Below are 26,579 nucleotides of genomic sequence, written 5' to 3'. Positions count from 1 at the left end.
AAACACATGACAAAAAATAAATCATTACCATTAAATTTACAATTTTTTGCAGAAGAAGATCTAACCACAGCCGGATATTTAGGGGAAGTACGGTCCATTGATTTCGTTACTCGTTTCAGTTCTTCCATTGAGGAGCTGCTGCAAGTATTAGGCGTTACTCGCCGATTAACTTTATCCCAGGATGGAAAAATCCAAACGTATAAATGGGAGAGAGAATTAAATACAGATCAAGTTGGAGAGGGAGAGGACATCCCGTTATCTCGCGCTCGTAAAGTGAAAGACAAAGCGTACACTGTGCCTTTTAACAAATACCGTAAAGTGGCATCTGCTGAGGCTATCCATCGCCATGGATACGAATATGCAGTTAACCAAACGGATGATGAGATCCTTGGCGAAATTCAGGGGAATATTAAAGATTCATTCTTCACTTATTTGGATACTGCGCCAACTACTCAAGATGCAGCCGGATTTCAAAAGGCGCTTGCATTAGGATGGGCTAAGGCCAAATCATTATTTCCAGGTAATCCATCCATTGTATCTTTTGTATCTGCTATGGATGTTGCTAAATATTTAGGTGATGCGCCTATCTCAAGTGGGGCATCTACTGCATATGGTTTCACACTTTTAACCGGATTCTTGAATCAGAACGTTCTTGTGTTTGATGATATTCCAGAAGGCAAAGTCTACACTACTGCCGTTGAAAATATCGTATTTGCTAACCAAGGCGTATCCGGGAATGATTTGGCCCGTGCATTTAATCTCACTACAGATCAAACTGGTTTGATCGGTGTCACTCATGGTCCAGTACTACGTAATGCGACCATTGAAACAGTGGCATTTGAAGGATCTACCCTTTTTGCTGAGATCCCAGAGGGCGTAGTGGAAACTGCTATTACTGATCCATCTAACGACAATGGAAACGATGGTAGTGGCGGCGGAGACGATAATGGAGGTGTTGAAGGATAATGAGTACTTTTAAAGCATTGGTAACAGAGGACGTCAAAGCGAACCGGCTACTGTCCTTATCAGGCGGAAATGGCATCCCACAGATCTCTATCACTGAGGCAGGAGGTATTCCGGATTTTCGATCAAGTGGAGAGCTTGAGGCGGATACAGAGGTTACTGTCACGCTTAAAAATAGCCCGGTCTGGGACGTTGAAGCTGGAGAGGACTTATCAGCAGGGGAATATGTAGAAGTTGGAGAGGGCGGCGTCCTTGTCGCATCAGAGGAGGCTGGCATCGGTTATATTACGGAAGCTGTGGAAGCAGGGGAAGTAGCTCAGTTGGTACGTCAATCAGGTGGGGGCGTACAAGGTCCTCCTGGACCAAAAGGCGATCCCTTTACCTATGATGATTTCACGACAGAGCAGCTGGAATCCTTAAAAGGTGATCCAGGAGAAGATGCCGAGCCTCAGTTTACGCAAGCACAGGTTGATGCTCTACTTGCCTTAATCGATGATGGGGAAGAGGTAGAGTCTCAATCTCTCAGCACCTTATCAAATTCCCAACTAAAAAAGAAGTTGGATGATAAAGGCGTCAACTACGCTGCGAAAGCAACGAAGAAGGAATTAATTGATCTTTTAGGCGGTGAATAACATGCTTGACCGTTTGAAAATAAGGAAGCCTGATCTTGATGAAAAGTTAGCAAATGAGTTTATCAAAACTGCTAAAGATCGGATCCTGTTACGGGTAGGGAGTGCGAAATCAATCTTTCCTGCTGAATTAGAGTCTATTTGTGTGGAAGTTGTTTCCGCCATGTATAACCAGCACGAATCCAATCATGAAGGCGTTGAATCTGAATCAGTTGACGTCTTTTCCATTAAATTTGTGAATAATCTTCTTGACCAATATACACTTGAATTGCAGGAATATAAACGGCTGCTGGAGAAAGAAGAGGACGAAAATCGCTATAAGGTGAGGTTCCTATGAGAATGAAGCCTATGAAGCTATTTGCTGTACAGGAAGTTGGCAGAGACGAATTAAACAATCCTATTACTGAGCCCGTTTTAATCGGGTTATACAAAGGGGCAATTTCACCGTGGAAAACGGAGGAGATTGCTCTTTTAGATAGGCAAGTAATCCAAACCAAGCGGAAGCTTTTAACCGATGCCCCTAAAAGAGTAATAGAGCAGGCTGAACAGGTGGAGGTTGACGGAGACACTTATGGCATGGATGAAGTCACAACTGATACAGGACGGTGGCGATTGTGCCACGTTAGGTTGTGATGTCAGATGATTAGATTTGAATTAATGGGTACCGAAACTCTAGCCGCAGCTTTAAAAGCAAAGAGCTTCACCGACTTCAAACGGGTTGAAAGTAAAAATATTCTACAGATGCGTAACCGGGCGGTTTCGTCCCGTAATCCATCATCCGGCGGTACACCGGTTGATTCCAGGGAGCTGCAGCTGTCAGCCCATGCTTCTGGTGATGTGTTTGGATATACAAAGGATTATGCGCCACACGTTGAATACGGACACCGGAAAGTCGGCGGCGGATATGTTCCTGGTCAGTATTATTTACGGACCAACGTTAATATGCAGCGGGAAATCTTCCGGGAGGATCTCGTAAAGGAAATGAGGAAAAAATAATGCTTAAAAAGTTATCTTTGCTTGATTTGCATGCACCGATTCAAAAACGGATTCAAGATGGTACAGACTTAAAATGTCTGGATGATATTCCAAATGGAGAACCATCACCATTCGCTTATCTTGAGTTCGTGGGCTCTACTCCAAGGAATACTAAGACAATGTATGTGCATGAATACATTGTGCATGTGCATATCATTTCGGCGGCAGCTAACAGCAGTGTGCCGCATTATAAAAATATTAATCAAGTAGACGAGGCGCTCACTGAATACATTCAACTGCCAGATGGGTATGACCTATGGGGGCAGGTGGAAAGTGGACTCGTATCCAATTATAAAGAGCCAGAGACTGATGAACGGCACGCTGTTTTAGCATTCCTGTTCAAAGTCTCATATGGCTTCAAAATGAAGATTTAAGGAGGAATTTAAATGTCTTATGAAGATAATTTATACTGTGATTTTTCTGGATCCGCAACAAAAGCGGTAGCCGGTAAAGATATCCTGTTATCAGTTTTTAACATGACAGGAGATAAGCTCCTGGCAGTAGCAGGCCAGCAAGGATTGACGATTAACCGTTCCAAGGATTCCATTGAGGTCACTTCGAAAGACACCAAAGGTGGTTGGAAGGCTAAAATAGGTGGCATGAAGGAGTGGTCCATCGATAATGACGGCCTTTATATAGGTGATGATGAATCGCACAAGGCATTAACGAAAGCATTTAATGATGATGAATTTGTCTGCATAAAAGTAGTGAACCAAAAAACGAAAGAGTCTATGTTTGGAGGCATTGCCATTGTCACAGACTATCCGATTGAAGCACCGTTTGATGATGCCGTGACATATTCCATTTCTCTTGAAGGTAACGGGGAATTGGTAGATTTATCGGATAAAGATGCTGACCAGATGCCTGGAGAAGGCAGCAATGGCGGCGTAGAAGGATAATTTTGAGAGGAGAATGTAAATGTTTGAAGTAGATGGAGATACATTAGATTTACGATTTAATATGCAAAAAATCAAGACGTTAGAGGTAATGCACAAGATATCATTAATGTCTGAATTAAGTAATAGCAGAGGAATGCTTTCTTTTTATCTGATGGAAGGGCTCTTCACTGTTGGCCTTTTCAATGCCACACAAGAAAAAACAGTTGCTGGAAAAAAGGCGCAGGAAATATTTAATAAGCTCCTGGATGAAGAAGGGTACAATAATCTAAATGCCATTATTGTGGGCAAGCTACAAGAGGATCTGGGTTTTTTGTTCCGATAGAACTCATTCAATTTGATTTCTTTGATTCGGGGCCATCAGAGGAACCTCGCACCAGGAAACAAAAAGAAATAGCAGAAGCAGCAAGATCTTATTCAAATGAACAGGATCTTGCTTTTTTTGTGGCTAATTTTGGCATGTCTAAAAGAGATTATGGAGAGCTGACAGAACTTGAAAAAGCCTTTATCCGGAAAGCCTATGAATCGAAAATAGTCAGTGAAATGTCTCATTTGCGAAACGCTGTCCTAAATGCGGTTAATAATGCCATGCGTAAAAAGGGCAAAAAGTTTCAGGAACTCTTTAAGAAAAAACAAGCAAAAGCAGACAAGGATTACAACGAAAATGCAATTGCCATCATCCATGAAATTGAGGCTAAAGAGGGTAAGTCATGGGTGGATAAAGTTTATCAAGGTGCAGGCCTCAGAAAGACAAAACAGAAAGAGGGTGAGTAAATGGCAGATTATACGGTGTCGGCCAGGCTTACTTCTGATGCAAAAGGCTTTCAAAAAGGATTCCAAGCTGCGCAAGAATCACTTGCTAATTTGCAGGGAAAGGCAGCTGGATTCGGTAAAAAGTTTCAAAATATCGGTAAGGAAATCAGCAAAACGGGCGATGCGCTCACCAATCGAATAACAAAACCCGCAGTAGCTGCGACAACGGCTTTGACTGGTATCACGCTTGTTAAAGGTTTTCAACGTTTGACCGGAATTGATACAGCTCAAGCTAAGTTAATGGGTCTTGGCCATGATGCTGAAACCGTTGAAGTTATCATGAATTCTGCCCTAGAATCCGTTAAAGGTACAAGTTACGGCATGGATGCAGCCGCAACGACTGCAGCAAGTGCAGTAGCCGCAGGCATTGAACCGGGTAAAGAGCTAACCAGATATTTGACACTTACAGGAGATGCTGCTGCAATTGCCGGCGATTCCCTGGACGGAATGGGGTCTATATTTAATAAAGTCCAAACCGCAAATAGAGCCTATAACGGCGAGTTACAGATGTTATCTGACCGAGGTTTACCAATCTATCAATGGTTAGCTGCCGAGGCAGATACTACTGCTGATGCAGTCAGAGATATGGCAGCAGATGGCGAGATATCAGCCCAGATGTTCCTTTCAGCAATTGAAAATAACATCGGCGGTGCTGCTAAGATTATGGGTGAAAACTCATTTACTGCAGCAGTATCAAATATCGGTGCTTCTATCTCTCGAATAGGCGCAAACTTTTTAGATGCCGGCGGAGAAGCAGGCGGATTCTTTTCAACTGTAAAACCATTATTAACAAGTTTCAATGAATCACTTGGAGTAGTAGAGGATAAGGCAGCCGATTTGGGTGTCAAATTCGGAGAGGCTTTTAATAGTTTCCTAGACAAAGCGATGGAGCTTAAAGCTCGATTCGATGAGCTTTCCCAGCCAGTGCAAAATTTAATTTTACAAGGCGCTGCCATAGGAGCAGCATTTTTAATTGGTATTGGTCCAGCTTTAAAAATCGTCGGCACGTTGGCCAGTGGTTTCGGTGGGTTAGTTAGTATGGTGTCAGTACTAATCAGTCCAGTGGGATTAGTCGCGGCTGCGATAGTCGGTTTAGGCGTAGCTTTTGGTATTGCTATGGCAAAGAGTGAAGCTTTTCGAGAAGTGGTATTCGGCGCCTTTGATTGGATTAAAAATACCATAACGGAGATAGCGTCTACTCTTGGCCCGATTTTAGCAACGATGTTCGATGGTGCAAAAGATGGAGTGATGACTTTTGCTGATTCAATAGGGGATAAGCTTCTTGGAGCATTTGATGTTATTTCCACCGTCGTTATGACAGCAGTCGAATTAATAAGCACATTCATTTCTGGATTGGTGGAAGGGTTCCAGTCTGCAGGCGGGGAAGTATCTAATTTGTCTTCCCTATTTTTTGGATTCAATCCGATTTTATCTATGGCCATGGTTATTCTTCAGGAATTCGGTCCGCAGATTGCAGAAGCATTTATGCAGATTGGTGAACTGGTTTTGCCTCTACTATCTATGCTTGGTGAGACATTAGGCCAATTGGCAGCTGCGGTTATTCCGCTTGTGATGACTGCTATCAACACGCTCATTCCTATCATAATGGAATTAGGCATGATTTTTATGGATATTGTAACTACTGTATTGCCTATTGTGGTCGATTTATTTATGCAACTTGTACCTATAGTGATGCAGTTTGTAGAAGCGGTCATAGGCATAGTACAGCAAATTATGCCACTAGTGTCCGTTTTGATCGGCTCATTAGTGCCGGTTTTGACAACCCTTATTGGAATAGTCATGAACATTGTTCAAGCTGCAGCTCCTGCCTTAATTGCTATCCTTGGTGCAGTTGTGTCAGCTTTTGAAGCCATAGCACCAGTAGCAATGGCGGTAGTAACGGCAGCAGTTAACATGATAGCCGGAATTATCGCAGCAGTGAATCCAATTATTGCTTTTGTAGGCGGTATTATATCGAGCATCATCAGCATAATAGCGCCGATAATATCTTTTGTCGCCGGTGTGATTTCGTCCATTTTTAGCGTGATATCACCGATAACGGCGTTTGTATCTGGAATCTTTTCCACAGTGTCTACGATTATAACGACAACTTTTCAAACAGCGATGAGCTTCATATCGTCTGCAATATCAAGCATATCCGGTATTATATCCAATTTGAGCGGGGTTGTATCCGGCGTTTTTAACGGGATTTCGAGTACGATATCGAGCATCATGTCTGGCGTATCGTCAACTATAACCGGCGTGTTTACTGCGATTCAATCAGCCTGGACCGGGTTGCAGTCCTTTGTAGATGGCGTTTTTTCAGGAATCGGCAGCAGCGTAGAAACTTTAGTTGGCCAGGTGAAGGGCTTTGTCAACGGCGTAATTGGCGGAATTAATTCAGCCATAGGATTAATTAACAAGATACCAGGAGTAAGCATTGGTAAAATACCACAGTTATATCGCGGTACCGATGATTGGGACGGTGGATTCGCACGCATGAATGAAGGTGGTCGCGGAGAGCTTGTTATGCTTCCAGGAGGTTCACAGGTCATCCCTCATGATGTCAGCATGAAATATGCAAGAGAAGCAGGAAAACATGCGGGTACATCAGTGCAGGGTACTACAGGATCGATAGTGAACAACGAAAATAATGTTACTATCCATGCTGTAATTCGAAATGATAAAGACATTGATAGACTTGCCCGATCTCTGGATGAGAGATTGGGTAATTTAAATGCTAGAAAGGGGGCGGCATTTGGTGGATAGAAATTTACTAATTAACGATACGGAAGTATCTGAGTACGATTTATACTATGCTTCGATTCCGCCGGTCCCCTCACCGGAACAAGACGTAGAACACGTTGAAATAAAGGGCAGACACGGATCCTTAACCAAGAAATACGGGTTTAAGGATATTTCTTATCCTATCACCTTTTATTTCTACGAGAATGCAGTGTTTAAGAAAGCGTTCAGGAAAGCTAAGCCGATTTTATTTGCTGCTAAAACATTAAGATTTAATGATGATCCAGACGTACATTATCGAGTGAAGTCCATTAACATCGATACAGCGGAAAACGACATCATTAAATTTGGGAGGTTCACAGTTGAATTTATTCTCATGCCTTTTCAGTATGAAACTAACCCAACACAATCCATCACCACCAGGACAGTGTTTAATAACCCAGCATTTGAATCAGAACCATACATTAAGGCTACTTGCAGCGGTAACGGAAAGATCATTGTCAACGGTAATGAGATACAGATTACAGGCATCAATGGAACGATCGAGCTTGACAGTGAATTAATGAACGCTTATAGAAAGACAACCGGAAATATCACTAATCTAAATAATCATATGGTTGGTGACTTTCCTGTCTTTCAAAATGGAAATAACGTAGTTGAATTTAGCGGGGATATTAGCAAGCTAGAAATTAATCCGAGATGGAGGTGGGTGTGATGTACACCTGCCTTACTTTATGTCTGTTCGAAAGGAGGTAACCGATGTATCCAATTCTATATAACAGCAATGAAACTAACTTTGCTCATAATGGTTTAGGAATCCTTCGTGATGCTGTATCAGCAATAGCAGTTGAAGAGCTCAACGGCTTGTTTGAGCTAGAAATAGAATATGACAGCGAAGGTTTTTTAGTCGATGTGATTAAGGAAGAAATGATCATTAAGGCTAAAGCAAATGACAAACAACAAGCCCAGCTGTTCAGAATCTATTCCATTACGAAAAATCACGAGAACGACAATTTAATCATTGACGCGCAGCATATTACGTATGATTTAGCGAGGAATTTTGTTGAAAAGCTAGTAGTTAGTGGCCTTACAAAACGGCAAGTAATGGAGCTTATAGGCTCAAGTACTGTTTATTCTCACCCGTTTAATGTCACGAGTACAAATAACTCTACTCGATCCAGTACCTCTTTATATCGGACCAATCCTCTACAAATGATTGGCGGCATGGATGGATCTGTTTTGCAGATATGGGGAGGACAGATTGAGCGTGATAATTATAATCTGATTATGCACGACAGACGCGGCTCTGATGACGGAGTCTCTGTCCTATATAAAAAGAATCTTACAGGATTAACTGCTAAATTCGATATTTCCAAGGTTGTTACTCGTATTTATCCTTTTAAAATCATGGATGCAACTGACGATGAACCAGAAAGGCTTATAACCGTTCCAGGTAAATACATTGACAGCCCCCATATCAATTATTACGAGATACCTTTTATTCTTCCGATAGATTTCAGCAATGAAGAGGATATAGAATCCAGTCAAGACCTATTAAATCTTGCAACCGGGTGGTTTGCAGAAACTGGCCGTGACAAACCAAGAGTAGAAATGGAAGTTAAATTTGAACACTTGTGGGAAACAGAGGAATATAAAGACGTAGCTGCGCTAGAGTGGGTTGGATTAGGTGATACTGTATCAGTAGATCACAGCAAATTACATGTCGCAGCAAAAGCGACTGTTAACCGCATTGAATATGATGTAATTGCTCAAAAAAATAATGCTGTAGAAGTTGGCAATATTAAGGCTTCTTTTACTGACAGTGTTAATCAAAATGCCAATGACCTGGATGCTATTGGCGAAAGAATGGATCAGGCGGAGAGAAAATCAAATGAGGCTATCCGTGCAGCTAATGGGAAAAATACCATATATTATGGTCCCAAAGAGCCGACTGGCGACCATCTTATCGAAGGTGATATATGGTTTCGTATCGTTGACGGGGAATATACCAGGACGTATATCTTTGATGGTGTTCAGTGGCAGCTGTCCATCGACATGGAATCGAAGGAAGCGAAAGAGGCTGCTTCTGAAGCTCGTAATCAAGCACAGAATGCAGTAGACAAGGCAGACCTTGCTACTAGCAATGCAGTTGAAGCTATCGAGGAAGCGCAAGGAGCTTTTGACAAGGCTCAAGATTCTATGTCGAGAGCAGACAGCGCATTTAATAAAGCTGATGCCCTTAGTACAGTAGTTGATAAAAATACCGGAGATATATCATCCGTCACTCAAATTGCCAAGGGCTTGCAAACAAAGGTATCAGATGCCGAGGGTAATATTAGTATCTTACAGCAAACCGCCAATAGTTTTGGAACACGTATCGGAAACGCTGAGAGCAATATTAGTACTCTTACACAAACTGCACAAGGTTTGCAGACTACTGTTAAAAGTGTTCAAGACGACTTAGATGGACTTGAGATTGGTGGTCGAAATCTATTAGGTAATTTCAACCTTAAAGAATGGGCGCAAGCCAGTAACAAGATCATGCAATCCTCAGTTGGCTTAGGATACATTATTAAGTTAGAGAGTAATGAAGATTATATTTTGCACAGACAAAATTTAAGCAACAACAACAGGTTTCGTTTATTATTTTTTGATTTGGATACAAACGATGAAAATGAATTGTTAGGAAAATCTCCTGATAAAAATATATCCCATGATAACTCATTAGAGGTCAAATTTAATAGCGAAAATTATAAGTGGGTCTTTATCTATGTTACTAATCAAAGAAGCATTGATGATATAGATAAAGCTTTTATTCAGTTAGAACGAGGCACTAAAGCGACCGACTATAGTCCGGCTCCAGAAGACATGGCTACCCAATCTCAAATTACTCAACTATCGGATGTTATAAGTTCAAAAATAACTAAGGGTCAAGCTGATGGTTGGTACGCCAGTCAATCACAACTCACACAGACGGCAAGTAGCTTGCAGAGTACTATTAAGGGTGTACGGGATGATTTAGAGGACATGGAATTCGGTGGAGCAAACCTTGCTGGTTTAGATGATTTTTACGCATGGACAGCCTCTTCTTACTCAAGAAATGAGTATGTAGTTACTATTGATACAGGAAATGCAGACCGCGGAGGAGTGCGTATAAGAAGCCGAATTTTTGAGAAAGGTAAAAACTACGTTCTTTCATTCAAAATTAAAAAGTTGACGGGTGATGTTGAGAGAATAGCTGGACATTGTGAGGGGTTTTCTTCTAAAGTGGTTTATTTAGATGGAAAGCAAATAGGTACAAGTTGGATGTCCTCAAACCCTTTTCCTAATGACGGTGAAACTCACCAAATTGAAGTGCATCTTGAATATAACGGAGATACTACTAACAACGATTTATATATTCAACCTAACCGAAGTGGGTATGAGCTGCCTTTCTCTTGTGAAATATGGGATATACAAGTTGAACAAGGTACAAAAGCCACTGCTTGGTATCCGTCTTACAAAGACATGGCGACTCAGTCACAGTTCAGCCAACTGTCTGATAATATCAATTTAAGAGTACAAAAAAATGATATTATCAATCAGATTAATGTCTCTACTGAGTCTATTCTAATCAGTGGTAAAAAGCTTATTTTGGATGGAGATACAACTGTCAACGGTACATTTAAAGTGAAAAATGCTAATATCACTGACGTTAATGCTGGAAAAATCACTGCAGGTACTTTTGATGCTGGCAAAGCAAATATCATTAATATAAATGCCAGTAATATCAATACTGGAAGTTTAACTGGAATTGATGTATCGAGTTTTGATAGCATCCGAAAAGTAGAGTTGGCAAAGGGGCGAGTATCATTAGAATTCGAAGGTGTCTCAGTAGGGCATATAAGACCATCTCAATTAATAGAAGATACAAATGTAAAAGGTTTTGATATAGTATCCGATCGGGACTTTTTAAGCTTAGGGTTTAAGGTAGATGATAACGAGTCTTCAGCTGTAGCACTATGGCGATCCGATACCAGAATAGGGTATATAAACGGATCAGATAAAACAACAGACAATGGTAGATTATATTTGAAATCCACTTCGAGGGGTGGAACAGCCGAGGGACGAGTATCGTCAGTACGATTGACTAATTATACTGATTCCTCTGGGACTCCGTGGAGTGGAATATTGAATTATATTGGTCGAGATAATCGCAATCCTAGAAACGCTAATTTTCGATCTGGATTTGAGGTATGGCAATACAAAGGAGATAAAACAGGAAAGGCGGATCAATTATTCAGAATAGATAGCAGCTCTGATGGTTCGTATACTACATTTCTTACTGATAAAACATATCTTGGGAAACAAACTTCTGTAAAAGCTAAAAACGGCAGTAACTACGCGGTTTTAGGAGCATCCGTTACTCAGAGACTACAGAATATACACGGAAAATTAGACGCAAATCCAGTAGCTTACGTAGACGTCTGGGATAATTTCACCGTAGGGAGTAATGGCACCGGTAGCGGTACATTTTCTTTTAACAGTGCAGAAAATATATTTGCCGTTTTCCCGCAAGTAGAAGGAGATTATTCTAGTAATATTATTTCAGGAGTTCAAAATGTCACTTCGACTGGTTTCCGAGTCTATCTTCTTAATGCAGGCGGAAGAGCTAACGCAAACAATAGAAGTTATCGGGTTAAAATTCTAGTAATATATGAACCATCTTAAAAAAGGAGGCAAGAGCTTCTATGATAGAAAAAAAAGAAGTGACTAATAGACGATATTTAAAAAACGTAACATTTTCTATAAATAACAACACTGTATATATATCAGATGGTTATTTAGTGGATGGCAGAGAGATTCCACTAGAAGGTATAACATTTGGTATTGAAACATACGAGCAAACCGATAGTATGTATGATATTTATATCACTTACTCAAATGGCATGTACGCTTATGAAGTAGAAAAAACTTATTTAAGTTATGGAGCGCTGCCCTGTTACACTGGTGAAAACAAGCTATTCCATACATTCGCATCTATCGAGGTGAAAACGGATGGCTCCCTAGACGGTCATTACACTTTAATTGCGAATCAAGGAGCGAGTACTGATGAAGAAAATCATACCCAAGATAAACAACCAGAAGACGCCTGATTTTAAGGATAAGTCTTTAGAAGAGAGGATATTGGCTTTAGAAGAAGAAATGAAAGTTTATCGTGAAGTCAATGAAAAATTAGTACTGAAAGTCGCTGATTTAGAGCACAAATTAAATTAAATGGAGGAATCTTAATGAACCTAGAACATAATTTAAACGACGTGGTAACGTCCCTTGCAAAAAAGCTCGCTGAGGCCGAACGTATGTCATCTTCCTTCGAAGCTGTGGCCGCTGCGAAGGAAGAAAAAATAAAAGAATTGGAAGATAAAATTAAGGAATTACAGGAGGTAAAAGAATGAGAATAACAATCACGAATATTAATTTTAATTACGATAATGGCTATGAGAAAGACTATACTGGCGTAACTATTAACTATATTGCTAATGGCTTTAAGTTTAATCCAAATGAATCTGCGACCCTCACCCGTAATCAATATGAGGAGCTTAAAGATGATAAGGACGGCTTACGGAAAGTCATTGTAGAAAATATCATCGAGAGTGTTGCAAGCTATGTAGAGGAATTAAACGAATATAAAGATTCATTAACAGAAAACGCTGAATAAGCGTTATTTTTTTTAGCTGAAAAACAGAGAAATTAGAAGGGGGACAATTAAATATGTCTAAGGAGCTGGTGAAATGGGAGATGTTAATTTGAATTATTTAGAGGCAACGCATATGTATTTATTTGGAGGAGTCAAGTTTCTCCACTTTTTATTGTTGTTAATGGCATTAGATATCATCACAGGTCTTTTCAAAGCCTGGAAGAATGGTAACTTATGGAGTCGTAAAAGCCTGTTCGGATACGCTCGTAAAGTTTTGGTATTAGTCGTTATAGTGTTGGCTAATGTTGTAGATCAAATACTTGGTTTAGGTGGAGCGGTGGCTTATGCTACGGTTCTTTTTTATATTGCCAATGAGGGCATTAGCATCATTGAAAACCTTGCTGACATGGACGTAATCGTACCGAAAGCATTAGCAGAGAAGTTGCACAGCATCGATAACTCCGACAAATCGATAGGTAAGGAAATCAAAGAAGAATTTACAAGCAAGGACAAAGAGTAGCTGCGGCTGCTCTTTTTAATTTTAGAGGAGGTTTTTTATTATGTCACAAGGTTTTGATTGTGCTACGAAACTGACGGAATCAAGTGCTAAAAGGCTGAAAAACGCAGGATATAATTTTGCTTTAAGATACCTAGGTAACAGTTGGAAATCATTTAATAAAGCAGAATCGGTTGCCATTCAGAAAGTTGGATTAGATTTAGTTTCCATCTATCAAGGAACAGCCAACAAAGCATCTTATTTTAATAAAGCACAGGGGCAAAAGGACGGAAAACGAGCCACTACATGGGCCAATAATGTCGGACAACCAAAAGGCAGTGCTATTTATTTTGCAGTCGATTATGCAGCAGCGGGAGCGTCTCAATTAAATAATATTAAGGATTATTTTGCTGGTGTTAAATCTACTATCAGCAAAGATTTTAAAGTTGGTGTGTACGGATCATTTACTGTTATTGAAGCTATGTCGGGTTTGGTCGATTACTACTGGCAGACTTATGCATGGTCAAGCGGGAAAATTTCTAAACATGCCCATTTAAGACAGTATCATAACAATGTCACTGTTCAAGGGCTGAATATTGATAAAAATGAGGCGTACAAGAACGACATTGGTCAATGGGGCAGTAAAGGGCTATCAACTAGCGAAAAGCCTTCTGCTAGCAAAAAAGAATCATCAACTACAAACAAAAAATTAACTGGCAGCACTTATAAAGTAAAGTCCGGAGATACGTTATCAGCTATTGCAAGTCGGGCAGGTACCACTGTAAAAACGCTGCAAAATCTAAATGACATCAGTAATCCAGATGTTATTAAGGTTGGCCAAACAATAAAATTAAAGGGTTCTGCTAAAAAATCCGCATCTACTAACACTAAAACCTACACAATTAAATCAGGAGACACATTGAGCGGGATTGCATCTAAACATGGTACTTCAACCAAAAAGCTCCAGGATTTAAATAATATCAGCAATCCAAACAAAATTTATGCAGGTCAAAAGATTAAAGTTACCGGCAGCGCTAATTCGTCCGGGAATAAATATCACACTGTAAAAAGTGGTGATACGGTTTCCGGTTTGGCCAAAAAGTATGGGAGTTCCCAGGCAAATATCAAAAAATGGAATAGCCTTAAAAATGTTAATTTGATTCAAATTGGTCAAAAGTTACGTGTTAAATAAGTATAAAAAAATAAGCCCTTCACTTATTGGTGAGGGGCTTTTCATCAGTTTCTTTTATCATACCATTCTAATGGATCCATAAATTCTACATTCCTAATCTCTTCTAATGTGCAGCTGGTTGTTCTGCCGTCTTTTAAGCGTAGGTGAATCTTATTGTTCCCGTATCCAGCCACCTTGCATATCACGTCTCTATAAAAGCTTCCGTTACGTATTATGTTAGCTTGTATGGCAACAGGATAATCAGATAAATACGCCCTATGCAGCACTTGTGATATCTCTACCTCAGACATTTCTTCCTTTCCCTCAATCTCCGCGATTTCATTTTCTAACTCTTTCAGTGCATCTGTCTGGTCAGCCAGGATCATACCTTGCCACTTTAAAATGCCCCTATCCCTATAGCCATACATTTCAGGAGTGAATCGAGTAATGGCGTAATCTGGCATTGTTATTCATCCTTTCTTTATTCTGGCTATTTCATACAGCACCTCATTTAAGATGCTCTCAAATGTTTTCGTTATTACTAATTTTGTCGGCACCATCACCGGATAACAGCCGTTTTCACTCACCACTAAGATGTCAACGCCTGGCAAAGGGGTTTGTCGTTCTACCGTGAGATTTTCGCTGTTCATTTTTCGGATAATCTCAATAACCTTCTTCTCTTTATATCGTTCTGCGACTTCATCTTTTGTTTTCCCGTATAATCTTATTATTTTTCTTTTCCTGTCTGAATCGGCAGAGGCTCTTTCTTCTGCGACCCATTTGTTTGCTTTTTGATACATTATCATTTTATCAGACTCCCTTAAATACGAATGTATGTTTGTGTTAATTATACGAATAAGTGTTCTTATAGTCAAATGGATAATAATGTCACGAGGTTAAACTGTTATATCTTTTCCGCCTGTCCACGCATTATTTTTTCAGCCCCAAAATAGCCCCAAATTGATATATTATTATATGCTTTCTTATGTTTTAACTTAATGTGGACTCATCATAGATTACCCGTGCATCCAGGTATCATATGAGTTTCTATGGTATTATACTTTTGTATAGGATTAGTGATTATACTACACAAAATTTATAATGGAGAGAAATTAACTATTTGTAATGGAGGGGATCATATGTATCAGGCACCTGCTAAAGAATACTGGAAAGGAAGAGAAGACAGCAGCACCGATAGAGATAGTTTTCGTTTCCACCAAACAGTACGCTTAGAGACAATACAAACGTTGTGTAACGCAGAGAAGATGATTGCACTTGTCGGGTTTGAATGTGAAGAAGGTGTCCGGCGGAACAAGGGCAGACTTGGAGCTAAAGAGGCTCCTAATAAAATCCGTTCCTTTTTATCCAATATGCCCAGCTCTGTTTTGAGAGACTATTCCCTTACAGATACTGGTAACGTATCCTGTGAAGGTAAAAATATGGAGAAAGCACAAATGGAACTCGGTGTACATGTGGAAAATCTGCTTGCTAAAAAAACTGTTCCAATTATTATTGGCGGCGGTCATGAAACCTTTTTCGGTCATTATTTAGGAGCAAGATCTTATTTGAAAAAGGAAGCACGTCTGGGGATTATTAATATAGATGCGCATTTTGATATGCGAAAAGATGAACAGCCATCCTCTGGAACCATGTTCAGGCAAATTCTTGAAACAGATGAGAATGCAGATTATTTGTGCATTGGAATTCAGCCGTTCTCCAATACAAAAGCATTATTTCAAACAGCTGAGGAGCTGGGATGCAGATACTTCCTGGAAAATGAAGTGAAGGAAGACATCCAACGTATCTTTCAGGCAATTGATCAATTTAGCGCGGATCACGATGCACTTATTTTTACATTATGTACTGATTCTATTTCAGCAAGTGAAGCTCCGGGAGTCAGTGCACCTGCAGCGTTTGGACTGGCAGTATCTGATGTCCGGAAGTTATTGAAGCATATTGCTTCCAAGGGCAATACGATCAGTTTTGATATATCTGAAGTAAACCCGGCTGTTGACGAAAATGACCGTACTGCACGGCTCGGTGCAGCACTGATTACGGAGGTTATTCATACATTTTCTAAGTAAATACTAAATTCAAAATGGGGAAGACAGGGAGGACAGACATCATGATAGAATTTGATCAGGTTACAACGATTTTCTTTGCATTGGCTGTTTACATGCTGGGAACATTTTTGAATAATAAGATCCCATTCCTAAATAAGTTCTGCATTCCGGCACCGGTTGTCGGAGGCTTGTTATTTGCTTTAATAATTACATTTTTACGCGGTTTTGATATTTTAATTATTAACTTGGATACTTCACTACAAGATTTATTTATGCTTACCTTTTTTACAACAGTCGGTCTGGGAGCCAGCTTCAAATTGCTTAAAATAGGTGGTAAGCTGTTAATTATTTATTGGCTTGCTTGCGGGTTTTTAGCTCTTGCTCAAAATGTTATTGGTGTGTCGATTGCAAAGTTGTTACATCTTGATCCATTAATTGGTGTGATGGTTGGAGCAGTATCCATGGAGGGCGGACATGGTGCTGCGACGGCATTTGGTACTACTATCGAAGACCTGGGAGTGGATGGTGCTCTCTCAATTGGACTGGCTGCAGCTACAGTTGGTTTAGTTGCCGGGGGATTAATAGGCGGACCAATTGTTAAATATTTAATGAATAAGTATCAATTAAAACCGACAGAAACAGAAGAAATCTCTGATGCAGCTATGGGTAATGTAAATCAGCAGGCTACGAAAATAAATTCAAAATCATTTATGATGCAGGTTTTTATTATTGTATTTTGTATGGCTTTAGGAACATATCTGGGAGATTCGTTTACTGCATTGACCGGATTTGTCCTGCCTGGATATGTGGGGGCAATGTTTGTTGCTGTTATCATAAGAAATATTATTGACCGTATTTCCGGTAATGTAATTCAAATGAAAAGTATTGGTATAATTGGTGATATAACATTGGGAATCTTCTTATCCATGGCATTGATGAGTATTCAATTATGGGAAATCGTTGATTTGGCTTTACCACTTTTACTTATCATACTGGTTCAGGTTATTTTCATTGCCTTGTTCAGCATATTTATCTTGTTCAAAATGCTTGGGAAAAATTATGATGCAGCTGTCATGATAGGCGGGTTTACAGGACATGGATTAGGAGCGACACCTAATGCAATTGCCAATATGGATGCAGTCGTATCTCAATTTGGTCCATCCAGAAAAGCATTTTTAGTTGTACCTTTAGTTGGTGCATTCTTAATTGATGTTTTCGCAGTACCAATTATAATTACGACAATTAATTTATTCAGTTAATAAAAGCAGTATCTCATAATGAAAGCCGGATAAAGTATACATTTTCGATACTTTGTCTGGCTTTTTTGTTGCAGGAAATGATAGATTTATTATTTCCTATTCCAGATGAACATGTTCTTCATTATCCTGCTAGCATTTTGTTAAATCATCTTTTTATTGATTGAAAGGAAGATTGTATATAGCGCCTGCAACCAACCACTACGCTTTCCGACGTACAAATGTTTCCGATGGAGCTAGTATTCTTAGTCCCCAGGAGTCACGGGTTAAGCCTGCGAACCGCTTAGGAGTCTTCGTGTTTGGTCTGTGCTCAGTTAGGCTTCTACAGCGAATGAAAGAAACCATAGCCTGATGGAGTTGGATAAAATAATCGCTTTTGCTTGATGAAAAGATCATTTTGGTTTTTTTAATGGTTGATTTATCTATTTAAATTAAAAGATATAGTATTGGATAGAAAATATTAAGAATAGCTTTTATGAACAGAAAGTAATCGTGAGAGGATATTTTTATATGCACCACGAAAAAGAGGTTCTTTGCTGGTCTTATTTCTATTGGCTCCGTTGTATTAAACAGTATAGAATCCTTTTCTAGCGGAGGCGGACCGTTTTGACTCCTGAGGGATTAGCATCATCTGAAGATCTACTTTTACCAAGCGCTCTTCTTGGTAAAAGTTAGCTGAAGAGCATGCCCCTAGGAAAGCAAAACGGTCCGCCGCAGCGGTGTTCTACATGTTACTTTATTTCTACTTTGTCAAGAGATAGATGGAGAGAATGACTCTATGATAAGAAAGTTATTTTTTATGGTGCGAAAGTTGAGTTATTAAAAATGCAGCTGATTTTTTTGTGTTCTATTTTCAAATTTTATAGAAATATATTTAAAAATTGAATAAGATAAAATAAATGAATTTTAAAGAAAATGTTTTATTAAGTCGAAATAAGTGTGTTGCTAACTATGTTTACATGATATATTTATACTATATAAATTTCTGCAGGGTCGGTGCGGGGAGGAATTAGGTTTGGCTCAGGTTGTGTTTAAGATTAAAAATAGAAAAATATATTTTTCGGAACAGATATCTTGTGATGTAATAAATAAGTCGAAAGATACCTTTTCTGGAGAAGATTATGAAAATGTGCTCTCTTCTAATATCGGTCCTCACGTAGCTGAAAATTTCTCAAAACTTGTTAATGGTGAAAAAAATCAAATTCATTTTAATGCCTCATTTAATACGGAAAATGGGGGAATACTACTTTTTAACATTTTTGGTTATCGTTTTATGTCGGAGAATGGCCCGGAAATTTTTGGCGTGATTACGGATGAGAGAGAAGCAAATCAGCAGTTAATGAAAGCGTTAAAGGAATTATCAGATATTAAGTATGCTATGGATCAATCTGTGATTTTAGCAATTACGGACAAGCAGGGTAAAATCACACATGCAAATGATCGTTTCTGTGAAATATCCGGTTATTCCAGAAATGAGTTAATGGGAAATACACACCATCTGGTTAATTCGGGCTATCATTCTAAAGAATTTTTTAAAAATATGTGGCGGACGATTGAATCAGGAGGGGTCTGGAAGGGTGAAATTAAGAACCGCGGAAAAGACGGCTCTTTTTATTGGATGGATACAACTATTGTTCCGGTGAACGATGGGAAGGGAAAGCCGATTCAATACATAGCGATGCGTTTTGATATAACGGATAAAAAAGAAAACCAGGAAAAGATTCGCATGATGGCTTTCTATGATTATTTAACCGGGCTTGTGAACCGCCGTAAATTCGATGATGATTTAATAAAAAAGATTGCATATAACAAGAAACATAATGGCAGGTTTGGAATTATGTTTCTTGATCTGGATGGCTTTAAATATGTAAATGATACACTGGGGTATACGATAGGAGACCAATTGCTTATCGCTGTTGCCCGCCGTTTTGAAAATCTTATTGGTCAAAAAGGTATGGCTGCAAGGCTCAGTGGAGACGAATTTGCGATTATTATTCATTCCATCACTGCTCCTGTGGACATGCAATATTTTGCAGAATCTATTATTGAAAGTTTCAAAGAACCTTTTTCTATTCAAGGATATCAATTGAATATGACTGCCAGTATTGGTGTTGCAACCTATCCAGAGGCTGGTCCCGACGCGTCTGCCATCATGAAGCATGCAGACTTGGCGATGTATCGTGTGAAAGGCATGTTTAAAAATGATTACAGGTTCTTTGATAGAGAGATGAAGTTTTCTAATCAAAGAGCATTCCAGATAAAAAATGATTTAAGAATGGGGTTAGAACAAAATCAGTTTTATCTTGAATATCAGCCTAAAGTATCTCCGAATGAGGAAATGGTTACAAGCTGTGAAGCGCTCATTCGCTGGCAGCATCCGGAATTTGAAGAGATATCGCCTGCTGAGTTTATTCCCTTAGCTGAAGAGGTGGGCATGATTAATGAAATTGGCGATTGGGTCATAGAAAATGTCTGTAAACAGCTGCAGCTATGGAAATCAAAAGGATATGATCCGATTCCGGTATCGGTTAATATATCGCCCAGCCAGTTTTTACAGGCGGACTTTGTTGAAAAATTCTGGTCTTATCTTGATTCATCTCAAATCGATCCACGTTGGATACAAATTGAAATTACAGAGAATCTCTTTATTGATAATGAAAAATATGTCCAGCAGATTTTAAAAATAATGAGGAGGAAAGGTATCAGGGTTGCCCTGGATGATTTTGGGACAGGTTACTCATCCTTGGCTTATCTGCAAAAGCTTGATTTAGATATTTTAAAAATTGACCGGTCGCTTATCAGCGGGATTTCTGATTTTCCGATAAAAAAAGAAATCGCAACGACCATTGTGAGGCTGGGGAAGTGCCTCGGTATGAAAGTAGTTGCTGAAGGAGTAGAAACGAAAGAAGAACTCGATATTTTATGCGATCATAATATTGATGAAATTCAAGGCTATTATTACAGTAAACCACTTGATGTAACAGCAATGTCTAAAATTTTTAAGACAAAGAAGCTGAGTGAATAACGTGATGCAGCTGTTTGTTCTGTGAGATAGAGAGCCTGTTTATCATACGATTATAAAGATACGTCAGTCCGGAAAGCTCTTAAACTCCTTCCCGGGCTGATATTTGAGAAGGATATATTCTGTTTTTCCCCGATTGCTTTGCTTTATATAGAGCCTCATCTGCCGTTTGGATGATTTGATGATGATTGGTGCAAGTGTCCGGATAAGTTGCTGCTCCAATCGAGACGGTCACACAAATATTTTGCTTCTTAGAGATTTGAAATGAATGTGCTTCCACTTCTTTTTGAATTCTTTTCGCTACTTCTAATGCGTTTTCAATATTGCAATCAGGCAGGATAATTGAAAATTCATCTCCTCCATTGCGGAAGGCTGTATCAAATGATCGGATATTTTTTAATAAAATAGCACTGAATTCCGTTAAAATCTGATTTCCTGCCGGGTGTCCATATGTATCATTTATTTGCTTAAAATAATCGATATCCAGCGTTAAAAGCGTTAGTTTTTCATTTTCTGAGATGGATTTATCAATAAATTGATTCCAGGTTGTTTCGAATGCCCGCATATTTTGTAATCCTGTCAAGAAATCTTTGGATGCTTCCTCTTCATATTTCGACAAAAGCATGGCTGTTCTGTCCAGATGCTTTGAGAAAACAACAGCAATCAATCCACAAATAATTGATACCATACAGTAAACAGGTACAAAACGCAGTAATTGAAGATAATCATCAAAATAAAACGTCATAATGCCGAAAAACACACAATTGGAAAATAGAATCATAATCAGTGCCTTACTGTAAGTTACTTTATTAGGCTGGTATAGCTTATGGATCAACTGGAATCCAATAATTAATATAATCATCAGACATATAGTTGTCACGGAAAGAGTTGTCATTCCGCTTATAATAAACCTGCCAATAACTATGACAATACCTGCAATGACAGCAGGGAACAGTCCTGTAAACAGAATTAGCAGCATAATAGGTATAAATCGTAAGTCTATTAAAGCATTTTCTGCCACCTCGATAGAAAATATAATTAATAAAACACCGGATAACCCGGAAACAGCGCCATCAATAAATCCTTGTTGCCAATGAGAAAGAGTGTCTATTTTCAATTTTGACCGGAGTGGTATATAAAAAACGGTTAAAGTAATTATTATACAAAGATTTATAAAAAAATCATCAAAAAGATAGAACATAATATTTCCGTTTGCCAAACGGTTTCCTCTCCTTTTTTCATCACCATACTAACTTCGGCAACACTACATTTATTAGATGTCTACAGAAGATGTCTTTTCTTTGATGGATGACAGGTTGTTTTTGATAGTTTATCAGTAATGACTCCGTATATTTGGGTGCTTTCTTTTAAAAAAAACTGCTAATTATCGTCCAGTAATAAATAAGCAGCTTTTTCTGCTTTGCAGGCCAATTTGTAACGTGTTTTGCAATAACTTTTATACAAAGATAAATAAGTCTTTGGTTCTTAATGTCTGATTCTTTAGGTATAGTTCAATATTCTAACATGAAAATTTTATCATGAATCTTTTAGCAGCAACAAGATTTTAGATAAATTTTCTTAATGTAATAATTTCCTTTAATGAAAAATTTTTATTAGGTTCGTTAATATAACAATAGATCTCCTCTATATCCCTTTTTATCTGAAAATATTCATTATTTATGAGATTGGGCATATAAGTTATGTTAAAATAAAGATAGTTATAAAATTTTCTAAAGCGAGGTGAATGTATAAGTGGATGTCGGAAAAATGTCAATGATAATGAGTCAGGCTAACCTGCAGACACAGGTGTCCTTCAGCTTAATGGGAAAAGTTATGGATCATGCGGAAGCACAAAATGCAGAGCTTATTAAAATGCTGGATCAGCCGCAGCATCCAAACTTAGGACATTCCATTGATGTAAAAGCTTAACATGTTTCATTTGTGGGGAACTGACAGGGAGAAAGAAGAAATAAGCTGCCTCCGCTTCAATACATAAGAAGTGGAGGCTTTTATTATCCTTTATTTATCACAATGTAACTGAATGGAAGTCCTCACTTTAAAAAATAAGAAAACTTGTCATTTCTAAGAGAGGATAGAGCGGTGAAGAACAGATTGGTTCAAGGATCTTTAGAGAGGCTGCTGGTCATTTGCAGATTTATGGAACATCCTCTATAACAGCAAATGAAAAAAATATCCTTCAACTTAGTAAAGGAGGGTGAGCATTATTTCAAATTCTAAAACACGGGCTCAAATTCTGCAGGAAGAATTAATAGAATTATTAAAAAGAGATTTAATCAGTATGGAGGATTATAAAAAGATACTGACAGCTCATCAGGAGTATGCAAAGCAAATTGATAAAAGCATGGATACTATGCAGCGCAATGAATCTCAAATGGAAGATGAAAAAGAAATTCCATCTGAAGAAATGCGCCCTGCTGCAGAGCAGAATCAGCCTGAGGGGATAGAAAAAACTGTTCCGAAGCCGGATAATACGTCTGGTAAAAGTATTCTGACAAGCTTTTTGCAGGGGAATATGGATAAGAAGGAATGGCTGTCAGCTCCGGAGCAGCAGGAAAAATCAGTACAGAAAAAAGATAAACCTGTGCGTGAACCGAAAACTGCGGAACAGATTAGAGAAAGAAATATTACATGGCTGCTTATTCTTGGTGTTTCTTTTCTTTTAATCAGTGGTCTTGTCGTAGCAACAAGTACCTGGGATCAAATGGGGGCCTTATTAAAGGTTATTACGTTGCTTGGCGTCTCTGTTTTCTTTTTAGCGTTAAGCGGTTTGTCATCCCGGTTCCTTAAAATTGAAAAGACTGCTTTTGCATTTTTAACGTTAGGAAGTTTATTACTGCCGATTGCGATTATCGGAATTGGATATTTTGGATTATTTGGAGATTATTTGACTTTAACCGGAGAAGGACGTTATTGGCTCGGTATTCTTTGTACCCTTGTTCCGCTCCCGTTATACGCTTGGAATGCTTATAAGACAGAGGCTAAATTATTCGTATGGATTTCTTATTTATTTTTATCCTTTTTCATAGGCTTTTTACTTGCTGCTCTTCAGGTACCGGTGGATATGTTCTTTTTCCTGATGATGCTTTATAATGCTGTCTTATTATTTGCTTATCACCATTTTCAGAAAGAGAAAAAGCAGATTTTACGTGTCTTTTTAGATGAGCTGCCGGCCTATGCGCAGCTGAACCTTATTGTCTCCACTTTATTGATGCTGTTTGTTTATAATCAGGCTGTATTTTACAGCTTTAATGTTCTCCTGACAGCTTTTATCTATATGGCAATGGTTTTCGTCTATCAGACAAAAGGGTATCAATTTGTATTTGCAGCATTATTTGCTTATGGAATTTATCAGCTGACAGAGAATTCGATTTTAAATACAGCAGATTCGTTTATCTATGCCTTGATGGGTGCTGCTTATTTGGGATTCGCCTATATAATGCGGAAGGATAACTTTGCAAGCAAGGCTTTTTATTATCTAAGCGGAATTATTTCGGCTTTCGCATTTCTGTATGTCACATTCCAGGGGTTAATTATCCGGGCTGACGGGGATTCCTGGTTTATACTTCTTGCGTATGCAGTGATCGCTGGGACCTATATCTATCTTGCAGAAGTAACAAAGCGGGGCGTTTTTCGCTGGCTTGCTCCGGTGTTTTTAATTTCTGCAGGTACACAATTTTGGTCATTAGTTATTCAGCCGCTTTTCCCGGAAAGTATACTTAACTTTATGTTTTTCTATATGATAGCTTTATTTCTTTTCATCGGCTTCAAAAATCGTATTCCTTATATGCAGGCTGTACAGAAAAGCATGTTTTTCTGGTCGATGCCAGTGATTGCTATCATTGTATTGCTTAAGCTATTATTTCTTGAATTTATTGAGGCTGCGGGCATGTTTACAATCATAGGAGCTGTTGCTTTTTATGTGACCTCTGCCTCGGAAAAGCCGCAGGAGAAGCATATTGCTGCTTGGGCTGTTCCGATAAATTGGCTGTTGGCAATGTATATTCTTTACTTTGAGTTTGCAGAAAAATCATATGCTTACCGCACGCAGCTGGATCTTCCTTTTCAATTGGCGGCTGCAGGTATTGTTCTGCTTGGTATCAGTCTTATTTGGAAACAAAGAAAGCAAAAGGAATTAACGCGGACAACGTTTTATACTGGTCAGGGGAGCTATTTATTAGCGATGTTACTGCTCTACCCTGATTTTACTGGAGATGAAATGATTGTAAGACCGCTGATATTATTGATAGGAATCGGTGTGATGTATTGGCTTGTCCGTTTTACAAAGCAGCATATATTCTGGAGTCTGGTTGCGGCTGCAAGCTTAGGCTTCTATGTTTCCTTGTTAAGTACATTTTCTATTCATACATTAGATGGATTTGTCTGGTTTATGCTTGGTTTGCCAATTTTATTCTTAGCTGTGGAACGGTATTTAGGTAAATTAGATGCCAGCTTAAAGCCTTATTTCTTTTATTTTGCACACGCAGTGCTCCTGTTCCTAGTGTTCACTATTGCAGGGGATGGTGTGGCACAATTTATCCTATATCCGGCAGTCTGGTTTGTTCCATTGTCGATGTATGTTTATACCGCTCTGACAAAGCAAAAAGAATGGGAAATAAAAGCTGCTTTATATGCCGGTTCAATGATGCTTATAGGAGCAGTGGTATCTTTCATTTCTTATTATGATTGGATGGCGGACTTTTCGTTTGTCTATACCTGGCTGGTCGCAGGAATAGTGCTGATTGCTGTCTGGTCAGCAGTACCAGAAGTATGGAAACGGCGTATAGATTGGTTTTTAATACCGTATTTGAATCTGGTTTTAGCGATGGGAGTATTTTTAGCAGCTGCAGAGGAGCTTTGGCAGCTCATCAGTCTTGCAGGGCTGGTTATATTGAATTTATATTTTCTGCATAGACGAAAATGGACCTTATTCCTTGCTGTGCCTTTATTCTTCTCTGTTTATCTATGGCAGCTGCAGGGAGTATTTAAGGGAGAAATTGATCTATGGCTGATTTTCTGCCTTGGCTTTGGAATTTTAGCAGCAGCCGGAAGGTATTTATTTACAAGCCTGTACATCTCTTACAAGGGGAGCGTGCAGACTGTAGACTGGTATTCTTTGATGGCACTTGCCTATCTTGCCTTTGCATTAAGCCGGGTAAGTGAGCTGGATAATATTTGGCTGACCGTTATTCCTTATGTATTGTTTGCTTCCTGGTTTTTCTTACAGGTGGATCGTTTGGGAAGCCAGATGCTGCAGAAAATATTTATAACAGTTGGCGGAGTTGCCTGTCTACCTCCGTATTATCTGGTGTTGGATCATTATATCTATATCATTCCAGAAGTGATTTATGCTGAGCTTCAGGCGTTGCCGGTGCTTGCTTTAGCTATTATTTTGTCCAAGAAAACATGGCATAATTATGAATCGCTTATGCGGCATATACAAACAGTGCTGTTGATTATTGTTACGGTTTATTTGATTGCCGATGCCATTCAAAGTGCAACCATTTTAGATGCTTTAATTATTGGCATCTTATCCATTGTTTCCTTACTCGCAGGGATGCGTTATCAATTGAAGTCATATTTCTTTGTCGGAATTGGAACGCTGTTGTTTAATGTTATTTATCAGACAAGGCCATATTGGGGCAATCTTCCCTGGTGGGCGTATCTGCTGATTGCCGGAATATTGTTTATCAGTATCGCCAGCTATAATGAATGGAAAAAACAGCGTGAAGGAGAAGGAAAGCTGGAGAAAAAGCTCAACCAAATACTTGCCAGGTTTAAAGAATGGAATTGAA

25 protein-coding genes are annotated in these 26,579 nt (G+C 39.0%); 22 read left to right on the top strand and 3 right to left on the bottom strand.

Going from position 1 to position 26,579, the window contains the following annotated elements:
• Positions 1–6: 6 nt before the first annotated feature.
• From IEX29_RS01310 to IEX29_RS01230, 17 genes are all read left to right on the top strand, one after another.
• Positions 7–966, top strand: a complete 960-nt coding sequence (locus IEX29_RS01310; protein ID WP_188732749.1) for a hypothetical protein — start codon at positions 7–9, stop codon at positions 964–966.
• The gene (locus tag IEX29_RS01305; protein WP_188733061.1) at positions 966–1,595 is read left to right on the top strand and encodes a hypothetical protein; all 630 of its coding nucleotides are present in this window, start codon (positions 966–968) and stop codon (positions 1,593–1,595) included. Before IEX29_RS01310 ends, IEX29_RS01305 begins: the two co-directional genes overlap by 1 nt.
• A 1-nt stretch (position 1,596) precedes the next feature.
• Complete coding sequence (locus IEX29_RS01300) at positions 1,597–1,929, top strand: phage head-tail connector protein (RefSeq protein ID WP_188732748.1); 333 nt, start codon at positions 1,597–1,599, stop codon at positions 1,927–1,929.
• A complete protein-coding gene (locus IEX29_RS01295; RefSeq protein ID WP_188732747.1) occupies positions 1,926–2,225 on the top strand; it encodes a hypothetical protein in 300 nt (99 codons plus the stop codon). Before IEX29_RS01300 ends, IEX29_RS01295 begins: the two co-directional genes overlap by 4 nt.
• 6 nt (positions 2,226–2,231) lie before the next feature.
• On the top strand, positions 2,232–2,588 hold the full coding sequence (locus IEX29_RS01290; RefSeq protein WP_204799008.1) for a hypothetical protein: 357 nt from the start codon (positions 2,232–2,234) through the stop codon (positions 2,586–2,588).
• Positions 2,588–3,001 (top strand): DUF5072 family protein, encoded by a 414-nt coding sequence (locus tag IEX29_RS01285; RefSeq protein WP_188732746.1) that lies wholly within the window; start codon positions 2,588–2,590, stop codon positions 2,999–3,001. Before IEX29_RS01290 ends, IEX29_RS01285 begins: the two co-directional genes overlap by 1 nt.
• 12 nt (positions 3,002–3,013) lie before the next feature.
• Positions 3,014–3,526, top strand: coding sequence for a phage major tail protein, TP901-1 family (locus tag IEX29_RS01280; RefSeq protein WP_188732745.1), 513 nt, complete (start codon positions 3,014–3,016; stop codon positions 3,524–3,526).
• A 19-nt stretch (positions 3,527–3,545) separates the two neighbouring features.
• Positions 3,546–3,848, top strand: coding sequence for a segregation and condensation protein B (locus tag IEX29_RS01275; RefSeq protein ID WP_188732744.1), 303 nt, complete (start codon positions 3,546–3,548; stop codon positions 3,846–3,848).
• Positions 3,849–3,982: 134 nt separating this feature from the next.
• Complete coding sequence (locus IEX29_RS01270) at positions 3,983–4,297, top strand: phenylalanine racemase (RefSeq protein WP_229720065.1); 315 nt, start codon at positions 3,983–3,985, stop codon at positions 4,295–4,297.
• Positions 4,298–7,105: a tape measure protein gene (locus tag IEX29_RS01265; protein ID WP_188732743.1), complete on the top strand. Its 2,808-nt coding sequence runs from the start codon at positions 4,298–4,300 to the stop codon at positions 7,103–7,105.
• Positions 7,098–7,796: a phage tail domain-containing protein gene (locus tag IEX29_RS01260; RefSeq protein WP_188732742.1), complete on the top strand. Its 699-nt coding sequence runs from the start codon at positions 7,098–7,100 to the stop codon at positions 7,794–7,796. Before IEX29_RS01265 ends, IEX29_RS01260 begins: the two co-directional genes overlap by 8 nt.
• Before the next feature lie 44 nt (positions 7,797–7,840).
• The gene (locus IEX29_RS01255) at positions 7,841–11,791 is read left to right on the top strand and encodes a phage tail spike protein (protein WP_188732741.1); all 3,951 of its coding nucleotides are present in this window, start codon (positions 7,841–7,843) and stop codon (positions 11,789–11,791) included.
• 20 nt (positions 11,792–11,811) lie between these two features.
• A complete protein-coding gene (locus tag IEX29_RS01250; protein ID WP_188732739.1) occupies positions 11,812–12,216 on the top strand; it encodes a hypothetical protein in 405 nt (134 codons plus the stop codon).
• A 135-nt stretch (positions 12,217–12,351) separates the two neighbouring features.
• On the top strand, positions 12,352–12,516 hold the full coding sequence (locus tag IEX29_RS01245; RefSeq protein WP_188732737.1) for a hypothetical protein: 165 nt from the start codon (positions 12,352–12,354) through the stop codon (positions 12,514–12,516).
• Entirely contained in the window at positions 12,513–12,779 is a 267-nt protein-coding gene (locus IEX29_RS01240) for a hypothetical protein (RefSeq protein WP_188732736.1), read from the top strand. The genes IEX29_RS01245 and IEX29_RS01240 overlap by 4 nt, the downstream gene beginning before the upstream one ends.
• 73 nt (positions 12,780–12,852) lie before the next feature.
• Positions 12,853–13,278, top strand: a complete 426-nt coding sequence (locus tag IEX29_RS01235) for a phage holin family protein (protein WP_188732734.1) — start codon at positions 12,853–12,855, stop codon at positions 13,276–13,278.
• 40 nt (positions 13,279–13,318) lie between these two features.
• On the top strand, positions 13,319–14,446 hold the full coding sequence (locus IEX29_RS01230) for a LysM peptidoglycan-binding domain-containing protein (protein WP_188732733.1): 1,128 nt from the start codon (positions 13,319–13,321) through the stop codon (positions 14,444–14,446).
• Positions 14,447–14,490: 44 nt separating this feature from the next.
• On the opposite strand, the gene IEX29_RS01225 is transcribed toward IEX29_RS01230, so the two are convergent.
• A complete protein-coding gene (locus IEX29_RS01225; protein WP_188732731.1) occupies positions 14,491–14,889 on the bottom strand; it encodes a hypothetical protein in 399 nt (132 codons plus the stop codon).
• A gap of 6 nt (positions 14,890–14,895) precedes the next feature.
• Positions 14,896–15,231, bottom strand: a complete 336-nt coding sequence (locus IEX29_RS01220; protein WP_188732730.1) for a hypothetical protein — start codon at positions 15,229–15,231, stop codon at positions 14,896–14,898.
• Between the two features lie 333 nt (positions 15,232–15,564).
• Between IEX29_RS01220 and hutG the strand changes: the two genes are divergently transcribed.
• The 3 genes from hutG to IEX29_RS01205 all read left to right on the top strand — a co-directional run bounded on the left by hutG (position 15,565) and on the right by IEX29_RS01205 (position 20,769).
• Positions 15,565–16,509 carry a formimidoylglutamase gene (gene hutG, locus IEX29_RS01215; RefSeq protein ID WP_188732728.1) on the top strand — a complete coding sequence of 315 codons (945 nt, stop codon included), beginning with the start codon at positions 15,565–15,567 and terminating at the stop codon, positions 16,507–16,509.
• Positions 16,510–16,547: 38 nt separating this feature from the next.
• Positions 16,548–17,747, top strand: a complete 1,200-nt coding sequence (gltS, locus tag IEX29_RS01210) for a sodium/glutamate symporter (protein WP_188733035.1) — start codon at positions 16,548–16,550, stop codon at positions 17,745–17,747.
• 1,012 nt (positions 17,748–18,759) lie between these two features.
• Positions 18,760–20,769 carry a putative bifunctional diguanylate cyclase/phosphodiesterase gene (locus IEX29_RS01205; protein ID WP_188732726.1) on the top strand — a complete coding sequence of 670 codons (2,010 nt, stop codon included), beginning with the start codon at positions 18,760–18,762 and terminating at the stop codon, positions 20,767–20,769.
• A 79-nt stretch (positions 20,770–20,848) separates the two neighbouring features.
• On the opposite strand, the gene IEX29_RS01200 is transcribed toward IEX29_RS01205, so the two are convergent.
• Positions 20,849–21,985 (bottom strand): GGDEF domain-containing protein, encoded by a 1,137-nt coding sequence (locus IEX29_RS01200; protein WP_188732725.1) that lies wholly within the window; start codon positions 21,983–21,985, stop codon positions 20,849–20,851.
• Between the two features lie 533 nt (positions 21,986–22,518).
• Here IEX29_RS01200 and IEX29_RS01195 point away from each other — a divergent pair.
• Positions 22,519–22,695, top strand: coding sequence for a YjfB family protein (locus tag IEX29_RS01195; RefSeq protein ID WP_077601790.1), 177 nt, complete (start codon positions 22,519–22,521; stop codon positions 22,693–22,695).
• A gap of 286 nt (positions 22,696–22,981) precedes the next feature.
• A complete protein-coding gene (locus tag IEX29_RS01190; protein WP_188732724.1) occupies positions 22,982–26,578 on the top strand; it encodes a hypothetical protein in 3,597 nt (1,198 codons plus the stop codon).
• The last annotated feature ends 1 nt before the right edge of the window (position 26,579 follow it).

It is taken from the genome of Oceanobacillus neutriphilus (assembly GCF_014645515.1).
Classification (GTDB): Bacteria; Bacillota; Bacilli; order Bacillales; family Amphibacillaceae; genus Oceanobacillus; species Oceanobacillus neutriphilus.
This window is presented reverse-complemented; position numbering and strand designations above follow the sequence as displayed.

Bases quoted from the DNA above. Each gene is read 5' to 3' on its own strand.
- IEX29_RS01285 (WP_188732746.1), top strand. From the start codon at position 2,588: ATGCTTAAAAAGTTATCTTTGCTTGATTTGCATGCACCGATTCAAAAA.
- IEX29_RS01275 (WP_188732744.1), top strand. From the start codon at position 3,546: ATGTTTGAAGTAGATGGAGATACATTAGATTTACGATTTAATATGCAA.
- IEX29_RS01220 (WP_188732730.1), bottom strand. From the start codon at position 15,231: ATGATAATGTATCAAAAAGCAAACAAATGGGTCGCAGAAGAAAGAGCC.
- IEX29_RS01270 (WP_229720065.1), top strand. From the start codon at position 3,983: ATGTCTAAAAGAGATTATGGAGAGCTGACAGAACTTGAAAAAGCCTTT.
- IEX29_RS01245 (WP_188732737.1), top strand. From the start codon at position 12,352: ATGAACCTAGAACATAATTTAAACGACGTGGTAACGTCCCTTGCAAAA.
- IEX29_RS01265 (WP_188732743.1), top strand. From the start codon at position 4,298: ATGGCAGATTATACGGTGTCGGCCAGGCTTACTTCTGATGCAAAAGGC.
- IEX29_RS01225 (WP_188732731.1), bottom strand. From the start codon at position 14,889: ATGCCAGATTACGCCATTACTCGATTCACTCCTGAAATGTATGGCTAT.
- IEX29_RS01280 (WP_188732745.1), top strand. From the start codon at position 3,014: ATGTCTTATGAAGATAATTTATACTGTGATTTTTCTGGATCCGCAACA.
- IEX29_RS01310 (WP_188732749.1), top strand. From the start codon at position 7: ATGACAAAAAATAAATCATTACCATTAAATTTACAATTTTTTGCAGAA.
- IEX29_RS01250 (WP_188732739.1), top strand. From the start codon at position 11,812: ATGATAGAAAAAAAAGAAGTGACTAATAGACGATATTTAAAAAACGTA.
- IEX29_RS01300 (WP_188732748.1), top strand. From the start codon at position 1,597: ATGCTTGACCGTTTGAAAATAAGGAAGCCTGATCTTGATGAAAAGTTA.
- IEX29_RS01240 (WP_188732736.1), top strand. From the start codon at position 12,513: ATGAGAATAACAATCACGAATATTAATTTTAATTACGATAATGGCTAT.
- IEX29_RS01235 (WP_188732734.1), top strand. From the start codon at position 12,853: ATGGGAGATGTTAATTTGAATTATTTAGAGGCAACGCATATGTATTTA.
- IEX29_RS01290 (WP_204799008.1), top strand. From the start codon at position 2,232: ATGATTAGATTTGAATTAATGGGTACCGAAACTCTAGCCGCAGCTTTA.
- IEX29_RS01230 (WP_188732733.1), top strand. From the start codon at position 13,319: ATGTCACAAGGTTTTGATTGTGCTACGAAACTGACGGAATCAAGTGCT.
- IEX29_RS01295 (WP_188732747.1), top strand. From the start codon at position 1,926: ATGAGAATGAAGCCTATGAAGCTATTTGCTGTACAGGAAGTTGGCAGA.
- IEX29_RS01255 (WP_188732741.1), top strand. From the start codon at position 7,841: ATGTATCCAATTCTATATAACAGCAATGAAACTAACTTTGCTCATAAT.
- hutG (WP_188732728.1), top strand. From the start codon at position 15,565: ATGTATCAGGCACCTGCTAAAGAATACTGGAAAGGAAGAGAAGACAGC.
- IEX29_RS01305 (WP_188733061.1), top strand. From the start codon at position 966: ATGAGTACTTTTAAAGCATTGGTAACAGAGGACGTCAAAGCGAACCGG.